This is a genomic window from Cupriavidus sp. 05T313, from assembly GCF_056396665.1.
The window spans coordinates 1-9,308 of record NZ_JBFTLX010000343.1; the positions used below are offsets into that span (position 1 = coordinate 1).

Here is a 9,308-nt window from a genome sequence, read left to right on the forward strand (position 1 = left end):
GGGCGATCTGCGCGCCCTTCTGACCCGCGGCTGGTTTCGTCATAGGAAAGGGTTGACGGTGAATTGGTGAAATCTTAGTTGCCATTCGTTCACCTATCAAGGCTTTGTGCTCCGGGGCTGCTCGAATGGGCGGAGCACAAAGAACGAGAGGCTTCCTTGCGTTTGAAATCTGGCACTTACAAGCGGTTTCTCATCCCCTGCCTAAGTTGCTTCATCCCCAAAACACTTCACCTAAGGCCTGAAAGGCACCCAAATTCATTCACCTTTTGGGGAGGCAGGGGCAATCTGCTGGGCTCCCTGGTGCGCGCGGCTCGAAAGGTGAAGGTTTTTGGGTAGCTTTTGAATTTAGCGCGTTCACAAAGCGGCCTTTACTGCACTCACAAGGCAGTTCTCAAGTCCTGATGCTCCTCATCACAAATTTAGTGATGCATACGCAACTATTCTGATGCTGACTTGCTCTCGGTCCCCAAAAACCTTCACCCTCATCTACCCCAAATTCATTCACCAATGATCTATCTTTGTGGGATGAATGAGAGTGACCACTTACAAAGTGCCGCCTCAAAGGCTTTCACCTTCAAAGCCCCCAAATTACTTCACCTATGGCTCGGCCCTTGGGCATTGGTCCAAATGCGAGCATCGCACCGCCTCAAAACCCTTCACCTTAGGGTCACCCTAAATCCTTTCACCCTTCACAACCGCCACCTAGCACCGGCCCCAGATTGGTAACGCCACCCCCCAAATTCGTTCACCCTGGCATATCCCCAATACAGTTCACCCTCGAGCCATTGGAGATGGTGATCCGGTTTCCCCTCAATACACTTCACCAATTCCCCAAATCCACAGCCTTCCCAACCCAATCAGTTTCACCTGTCCCCCAAATCCACAACCCCTTGGCCCCAACAGAGTTCACCCAATCCCTAAGAGATTTCACCTATCTACCCTGCAGCCCTTTACTGGCGCGGTTCTTGAGGCGCTAAAGGTTTACTTAAAGGTTTACAGTGTTTACTAAAGCACTTAAACAAGGTTAGCCAGGATGAGATGTTTTCCTGAAGCTAGCCACTCGCCCAAAGGCCGTTCCAAGGTGCTCATTGAAGCTTCACCCTTCCTATTGGTCAGCAACCTTTGATCTCAGATCGCATGTCAGTATTTCCCTTATACCAAGGACTTTGTCCCTTAAAACTGACCGGTCGTGTCGCTGCTGTGGTTACGGAGGTGACGTAAACTGCTTGCGGTTTACCTAGTTGACAGCTATTCTACGGCCAACCTCCGAATCGAGGAAAACCGTCTACTTTTAGCATTTTGGGTTGTTTCTAGGAAACCTTCAAATCTATGGCAAGAACCAGCCTACTTAAAGCGGAGTTCCCGCGTCCGGACAATACAGGTGACGAGGCGCTTACCATTGATGGGCTGGCCGAAGTCGCTGCCCAGGCGAATGACGTATTCAGTCAAATCCGTGATGCAATGCTAGAGCCCTATCCTAGGAAAATAGCCCCGACGTTTACGAGCACGCAAATCGCTAGCATGTGCGGGATAGACAAGGCGCGTTTTCACTACCTGGCGTCAAAGGGCGGCTTGCCTTCAGGGACATCGCAAGGAAACGGTCGGACCAAAGTCTTCACCCTGGAAGACACCATTACGTGGGCGAAATCGGCGGCTGGCCGCATGTCGCGTCCAGATGGTGCGCGGGGCCGCGTGATCACGGTTGGCAACTTCAAAGGTGGCGTGGCAAAGACCACGACAGCAGTCTGTCTGGCCCAGGCGTTAACTCTGCTCGGACGCAAGGTGCTAATCGTGGATTGCGATCCGCAAGGTACAACCACACAGCTTTGCGGCTGGGCGCCAGACGCGGAAATCGACGAAAGCCAGACGTTACTTCCGCTTATTTACGGCGACCAGTCCACATTGAACTATGCGGTCCAATCGACATACTGGCATAACCTGGACCTCATCCCAGCATCTTCAGCATTGTTTGATGCCGAGTTCGAAATCCCGTCGAAAGTCCTCTCGCAATCTGGTTTCGAGTTTTGGGACATTTTGAGGAAGGGGCTCTTGCCGCTTTCCGAAAAATACGATGTGATCGTGATAGACACTCCCCCTGCCCTTAGCTACATCACTATTAACGCGTTGATCGCCTCGGATGGCATTTTGATGCCTTGCCCGCCCGATGGACTTGACTTCGCCAGCTCTACGCAGTTCTGGCATTTGTTCTCCGATATTGCGAAAAAGCTGCCAGGTCTGCTCGAGTCGAAGCGCTTCGACTTCATCAATATTGTCCTGACCAAGGTCAAGGCGGATGCCGTATCCAAAGTCGTCCGCGAGTGGATGGTTAAGGCTTACGGCTCACGCGTTCTGGATATCGAGATACCCGAGTCATCGGTACCGAAAGGGGCATCGGCACAACTGTCCACAGTTTATGACCTCTCCAAACCGGACGGAAGCGTCGAAGCCTACCAGCGCTTCCGCGAGCCGCTTGATCGGCTAGCGCTGCACGTCGACGATAAGCTCACAAGGGCTTGGAAAATTAAGGAATAAGTAATGGGTATCGGCGATAGATTGCTAGCGAAGACTGCGAACGTCACTGTCAAACCGGGGGCCAGTCCTACACCTGCAGGCGCGGCACCAAAGACTTCACCTGGTCGCATGCTGGCAGTCCAGTCAGCGGTCGCTGCTGCGGAGAAACGGGCAGCCGACCTGGAGTCGAACCTCGGGAAGGCGGTCGACGTGTCTATAACGGAGGTGGTTGAGATACCAGGGCGCCGCCGGAAGCTAACCGCAGAGCAGTACTGTGAACTGAAAGAGAACCTGCGTGTCAACCCACTCGTGCACCCCGTGACCCTGTTTAGGCGACCAGATGGCACTCTTGAGTTGATCGCTGGCCACAATCGGTTCCACATCTTCAAAGAGTTGGGGCGAACGACAATTCCGGCGATCTTCTCCCACCTTGAGGGTACTGAGGAGCACGAGCTAGCAGCTTTCTACTCAAATCTGCTATCCCCTTCACTTCCCGATTTTGAGAAATTCGAGGGTTTTTATCGCCATCAGCAACAGACCGGCCGTAGCCAGCGGGACATCGCCGCTGGTGCTGGGATCAGCGAGGCGCAACTAACTAAGCTGTTCGCCTATGCGCGCCTTCCGGAGGAAGCGCTGCAAGCACTCCGAAATGCCCCGGATCGAGGATGTCTGGGCGCCAATGCCGCTTACGAATTAGCTGCAGTGATTGCGGAACGTCCCGAAAAGACCGACCTCGTTGTCGATGCCATACAGCGTTTGGCTACCGATGCCAAGTTCTCGCAAAAACAGGCTTTGGCTTTTGTGACCGCGGTGGCAAAATCCGCAAGGGAGCCGGGTCAAACTCGCACCATCAAGTTGGGCAAAAAACAGATATGCGTTGTGGGAAGCCGGAACGGCGTGATTGCCATCCGCTTTAAAGACGTGGCGGATGCGGCGAAATGGGAGGCCCGCTTGGTCGATTTCTTGGAGAAGGAGATTTCTCTGTCCAGAGATGCAAACTAACGCCCTTCGCGGCGGAAGAGAGTCCCATAAGATGATGGTGCGATAAGTTTCCCTTCTCGATTGAATACGAAAGGCCTGGATTTTCATCCAGGCCTTTCTCATTTTGCCTCACGATGCTTGCGCCCCGCACACCAAGGCCATTGCTTATCCGTCCCCTCCACTTCACCGACACGGGCGTGTATTAGGTGGCATCATCCGGTGCGCCATATCCGCCGTGACGTTCAGATACCACCGCCTCCTCGCCCCCCCATGAAGCGGGAGACGTCGAAAGACAGTGCCGGGCTGAAGGGACAAATAGAGGCTTGGTCCCAGACGCAACCAGAGTGCCAGCGCTTGGTGACGATTTCAGGGATTGGCATGCTCACGGCATCGGCGCTAGTCACCACTATCGGCGATGCACGCGACTTCCAATCGTGGCAGTAACTGTCGGCCTACCTCAGGCTGGTGCCGCGTCAGCATCGCACGGGGGCAAGGTGCGCCTCGGCGCGATCAGCTAACACGGTGCCGCTATCTACGCATGCTGCTAATCCACGGAGCCAGGGCAGTTCTGTTCCGGGCCAAGGACAAAGGCTTATGTTGTGAACAGCCGGCGTGCCGTCGCACTACCAACGTGACGGTAGTGGCTAGCCAACAAGGCGGCGCGAACTGCATGGGCCGTGCTGGTGGGCAATGAGCCGTTCGGGGCGGCAGGCTTGGTCTGCATTAGGCCGGATAGAAGTCTGCTTGAGCGCGCCCCGGTTTGCTGKGTCACGCGGTGCTCAGGGGGCAATGCTCGTCCATCTGGGCACGGAGGGATAGCGCGCAGGGCGGAGCCATCCTTGACTGGGGTCGATTGCTGTCGCGAATTACCTATGCGATGACATCAAACCTTCGAATACGAACCGATGCCCGATGGCGAGCAGCCGCTCGACATCCGCCGCTTCGCTGGATCGGTGCCGCTTCATGTAGCAAGGCACTGGCCTTGCAGATGATGAGGCGGTCAATGTTGTAAGGGAGGGACCCGCCAAGTTCGCCTGTGAAGTGAAAGGTGCAGTGATGCCGCCAGCAGCAGAAACCAACCGAAGTGGACTCAACGAGCGGCGTCATGCCGGCACTGGGCCGTAGGAGACGTCCTCCCCAATTCCGCGCAAACTGCGGAGGCCGACGGCTGAGGGCGGGGACGATTTCAACGCCGAGTTCTTAGTTGGCAAGGCCGTGGCCGTCCCAAAGCCGACCTTATGCCCAAGCAGAAATTGAGAAGTGGACAGTGCCGGACCCTCATTGTTGTGCTGCGCGCTAACCTGCTCACCTGTGTAGCCTCCGATGGGCCGCAAACGCTTCCTTGAAATGCCTGAGGCGTTGGGGCGATTTCGGCCCATTCAGATTCGTTCATGCAATGCGCTTGCGCGAGTTGGTTGCGCGAGATGCGTAATGCTAGGAAGTAGGGCGCTTGGCCCATTTTGTCGCATCTGGATTGGAGCGTCTGCCGCAGAAATGCGCTGGGGTCGTTGACGGTCAGCTGCCCCCTGCCGTCCCCTAGCCTCGATGATGACGCGCTCGTCGCCGCGATGGATGACGTCGACAGGCTTTCCGCGCGCCTCCACGCTGTTAGCGCGCAAGGTGCTCGAGTTGGACAGCCGTAAAGTTGATGTAGATGGCTTACCAAGACGTTTCTACTAGAAAGTCGTTTATAATCAATCACTTAAATTTATTTCCCGCTTGCTAGACAGTGGGGAGCAAGACGGCATCTATCTTGTTATTTTCTTAAGTCATTGATTTTTAAGTGTTTTCTAGTAGAAATTCATCGAGTGACCCGAATGCCATAGGGGAGGGTAGGCGGACGTCTATCGAAGGTAGGTTCAAGGCGGCGTGTAGCACCAGCGCGTTTTGCTGATCCGCCGTTTTGAGCGGCATGAAGCGCATGTGCGGCTGGCCTGCGGCCTCGTAGATCGCTTCGGCATCCAGCTTGTCGTTCTTCACGTGCTGACCGCCTTTGCGGTACGGCGCTGCGAACTGCGGCGCGATCAGGCGGACTTCATGGTCGAGCGCGTACAGCTTGCGTCACAGTAATGGGCTGCGTTGCACGCTTCCATCGCGACCAGGCAGGGCTGGAGGCTCGCAAACCGATCGAGAAGCGTCCGCCGTGAGAGCGCATTTCTTAATGCGATCCACGCCGTGTATCACGATCAGGTTCTTGGCTAGATCCACGCCTATACGAGCAATCTTGTCCATGGCCGTCCCCTGCTCAGATGGGTTACCCAACACCCACTATCTTGGCTCATCGCTATGCCACGAGATCGGGAAAGTCCTTGCCATCGAAGCGACTGAACAGATCCTCCCGTAGCGCCGTAGATCCTCTCATGAGAAACAAATGGAAACGGCGGGTTTTTAGGGCGTTGGGGTTGGGGCTGTTGGGGTGATTTGGAAGCCYAGCGTGGGGGTTAGCGGAGGGTCGGGTGCCGGAAGATAGCGTCTTGCCGCCACCGATCTTGGTGCCGGGGCACAGCCCCAGCCAGGAACAGAAGTGCTTGACGTTGGTAAAGCGGCTCAAGTCAGGCCCGATCTCCGATAGCACCGAGGTGACGGCCAACCCGTTGATGCGGGTCAGGTCCACGCCGGCCCAGCGCGCGAGCGCGGCACGCGCGTCGAACTGAGGGGCGCCCCTATGCGTTTCGTCAAGCACCCGGGGCAGATTTCGGCTGGTAGAAGGTGCCGTCGCGCAGCATGACGAACAACACGTCGTAGCGTCTTCTGGCAAGAGCGATGAGCGCCTGATTGTGGCGCTTTCCCTGCTGGACCTTGCGAGCGTAATAGCCCCTCGATATCCGATCTCGCAAGGCTGCAAAGGCTGAGAGGAACAGCGCTCTCTTGAGTACCTTGTTGCCCCGCCCGGACGGATGTTCGCCGCAGATAGACGAGCCTGAGCGGCGGGTGACCGGGGCGAGACCGGCGTAGGCGGCAAGATGCGCGGCCGAAGCGAAGGCTTTGTGTGCGACCTCAGTGAGGAGTCTGGCGGCGGTCCTGACGCCGACTCCAGGCATGCTGGTCAGGACCGGCCAAAGAGGGTGTGCATGTACCAGGCGCTCGACTTCGCTGGCGACCTCGTCGCGCTGTTTGCGTAAGGCGGCGAGTTGCTGGGCCAGACGCGGCATGACGGTGGTGGCTGCCTGCGTGCCGGGTGCGACCACAGCGTGATCACCGAGCGCCTGAACGATTTCGCCCGCAAGGCCTTTGCCCATACGCGGGGCGAGTTTGGTCAGGCGGTTGGCGAGCGTCTTCTCGCTGGTCGAGGCAAGCTCGGCGGGCGACGGGTAGCGCTCGAGCAGATCGAGCACGGCCGGATGGTCCAGGCGAGGCCCCAGAACCCGTTCCGATGCGGGATGTATCTGGGTGAGCAGGCCGCGAATGCGGTTAATGGTTTGGGTGATTTGGGCAGCCAGATCGTCGTCGAAACGGTACAGCACGGTGAGTCCAGCGAGTGGCTCGTCAGCGAGTCGAAGCGAGCGCAGCGTATGCGGCATCGATCGCGCGGCCTCGGCGATGATCGCGGCATCGCGGGCATCGGTCTTGGCTTCGCCCGCGTGCAGATCGGCGATGCGGCGCATGGCCGGACCCGGCAGATAGGCGACCAGGACGCCTTCGTCTCGGGCGGCTGCGACCGGCAGCGCGCAAATGGTGGCGGGTTGATCGACGACGAACAGGAGTTGGCCGTGCGCCTTGAGGTCGGTGATGAGGGCGCGCAGCTTGGCCTCATCGTTGGGCAGCGCTTTGTTGTACAGACGCTTTCCGGTCCGATCGAGCGCGACAGCGTCATGATGGCCTTTGCCTACATCAACGCCGACGAAGACATCGACGGAGTCATGTTGTTGGTTTTCTTGCATCGAAGTTTAGGCGGATTGAGCGGGTTGGCCTGCAACAACGGTGGCAAGTCTCGGCGTCCACGTTACGGACGGCCTCAGGATGTTCCGGCCGAGTCCCTAATAGCGATCACCAGTCACCCACCAGGCCCGGTGACAACACCCCCCGGATCATGGACGACTGGGGGCGAGATTCATGCTGGGCCTGGCTGGCCAAAGCCCCAATTATCGGGGCATGAAGATAGTAATGGGGTTCGGATGCATCTCATCGTCTTCCCGTGTGCACATGGCCATGTCCTGCTCCCGGCTGGTTGGTTGAGGGCAGCACCAGCGGAAGCATCAGAATCGACCCGATCTCTCAAACGGGATGCGGCTCGCGCCGCTCACTAATGTCACCGACGATTCTCGGACCATGCTATGTACCGGGCTCGCCACGCGGCGTCCGGTGACGTCGCTTGCGGGCACCAGTGATCTTTCGGTCATCGAGGGGTTGCCGCCTGTGTTATATCGCACCATCGGTCGCTGCAGTGGAGATACTGGAGTTTGATCGAAATCGACTAGCCAGTTCCGCCAAATGGCTTGACAAAGTGCTGCTCATAGATGGAATTCCCACCCTCCCTTTCCGCGCAAAGCGCAGCAGCCAAAAGCTGAGCGACGGAAGGATGTCAATGTGCCATGAATCGAGAGCTGTGCTGGGAGAAGTCCTTCCCCAAATCCGTTCACCTAAATCCACTGTGCCGGGTGCTAAGGCGAAACGAGCCCGAATCATCTTGGACGGCAGTCAGCCTCGTTTCGTCCGGCACAGAAGCACCCTTGCGCCAGTGAAATCCGGGCAAAGGGCCGGGCGCTGAAGTGCGCGGGCGCACAACAGCACAACGGGGGCCTGACCACTGTCGCCGATCTGGATTCCCTAAAAGGCCCACCGGCCCTAAAAGAAGGGGCGGGCCGATATGGTTCCCCAACCGGTGCAGGTATTGATTGCGCGCTGACGGTCTGAAGCCACTTCTAGCGTCATGCAACTCGCAGCTCGTGAGCCTGGGCGGGAATCCAGCTGTAAGTATTTGATTTATATTATGAACTGACACTTACCGCATTTAACAGGCCCAAACTGTCAAGCAGAATGCTATGCCGATAATCAGTACAACGACCCTGCATAGCATTTCATCGGTGTGTTCGCCGGTTGCGACTCGTGCGGCCGCAGCTTAAGCCGAAGATCATAGCCACCGAACGAATGCGCACGATCTTCGGTGCGTCGTGATGAGCACCGCATGTCTTGCGCCAGCACGTGAAGGGGTTCGAAGCGCAGACTGCGACGGTTGTGATCGTAGTATCCGCCGCACCACCGACTGCTTGATCTGCCGTCCGATTGCGCACCCGTGAAGGCACCCAAGCGCTCAGATGGGTTTAGGTGAACGGATTTGGGGTGCCCACCCAGAGTGCCGAGCGGGGCCATTGAGGAAGAAGCCGAGAGGAAATTCCGAGCAGCGGGCCTCGCTATTGAATCGCCCCGGCTGCTGGTGCAAATCGTCAGTTGCTAGCCACGGTAGGGTGGTGGCCTTGCACGGTACGACGTTCGGCGCGATGGCAGAAGCCGGATCGCATGAACTGCTTCGCGATTGCGAGCGGCTGACTCCGCTACCGCTGCGCCGATTGTGGGCGAGCCTTCCGCGGCGCCAACGGTAGCTGGTCCGCAGTGCTACCCGGGTCCTCGATCCGAGCAACCCAATCAGCAAGCTCAACGCGTGGGTCGCGGCGCATCGCCAACGCTCGCGAGGGATGAAGTAGTCAACTGGGATCTCCACCACCCACACTACTTGCGCGGCCGCGTGTGCGTTCATGAACCCGTTCCATTGCGCCACCACCGACTGCTTGATCTGCCGTCCGATTGCGCACCCGTAAAGGCACCTAAGCGCACGGATGGGTTTAGGTGAACGGATTTGGGGTGGCCACCCAGAGTGC

The 9,308-nt window shown here is 57.7% G+C and carries 4 protein-coding genes and 1 pseudogene; 3 read left to right on the forward strand and 2 right to left on the reverse strand.

Annotation, left to right across the window (positions count from 1 at the left end; all coding sequences use genetic code 11):
• The first annotated feature begins 1,329 nt into the window (after positions 1 to 1,329).
• The 3 genes from AC1DKD_RS38155 (at position 1,330) to AC1DKD_RS38165 (ending at position 5,562) form a co-directional block, all read left to right on the forward strand.
• Positions 1,330 to 2,532, forward strand: coding sequence for a ParA family protein (locus AC1DKD_RS38155; protein WP_441634862.1), 1,203 nt, complete (start codon positions 1,330 to 1,332; stop codon positions 2,530 to 2,532).
• Between the two features lie 3 nt (positions 2,533 to 2,535).
• A complete protein-coding gene (locus AC1DKD_RS38160; protein ID WP_441634864.1) occupies positions 2,536 to 3,513 on the forward strand; it encodes a ParB/RepB/Spo0J family partition protein in 978 nt (325 codons plus the stop codon).
• 1,866 nt (positions 3,514 to 5,379) lie between these two features.
• The gene (locus AC1DKD_RS38165; RefSeq protein WP_441634866.1) at positions 5,380 to 5,562 is read left to right on the forward strand and encodes a hypothetical protein; all 183 of its coding nucleotides are present in this window, start codon (positions 5,380 to 5,382) and stop codon (positions 5,560 to 5,562) included.
• 370 nt (positions 5,563 to 5,932) lie between these two features.
• Here AC1DKD_RS38165 and AC1DKD_RS38170 read toward each other — a convergent pair.
• A pseudogene (locus AC1DKD_RS38170) lies at positions 5,933 to 6,145 on the reverse strand (transposase); the annotation flags it as partial.
• 22 nt (positions 6,146 to 6,167) lie between these two features.
• Positions 6,168 to 7,373, reverse strand: coding sequence for an IS110 family RNA-guided transposase (locus AC1DKD_RS38175; RefSeq protein WP_441637596.1), 1,206 nt, complete (start codon positions 7,371 to 7,373; stop codon positions 6,168 to 6,170).
• Positions 7,374 to 9,308: the final 1,935 nt, after the last annotated feature.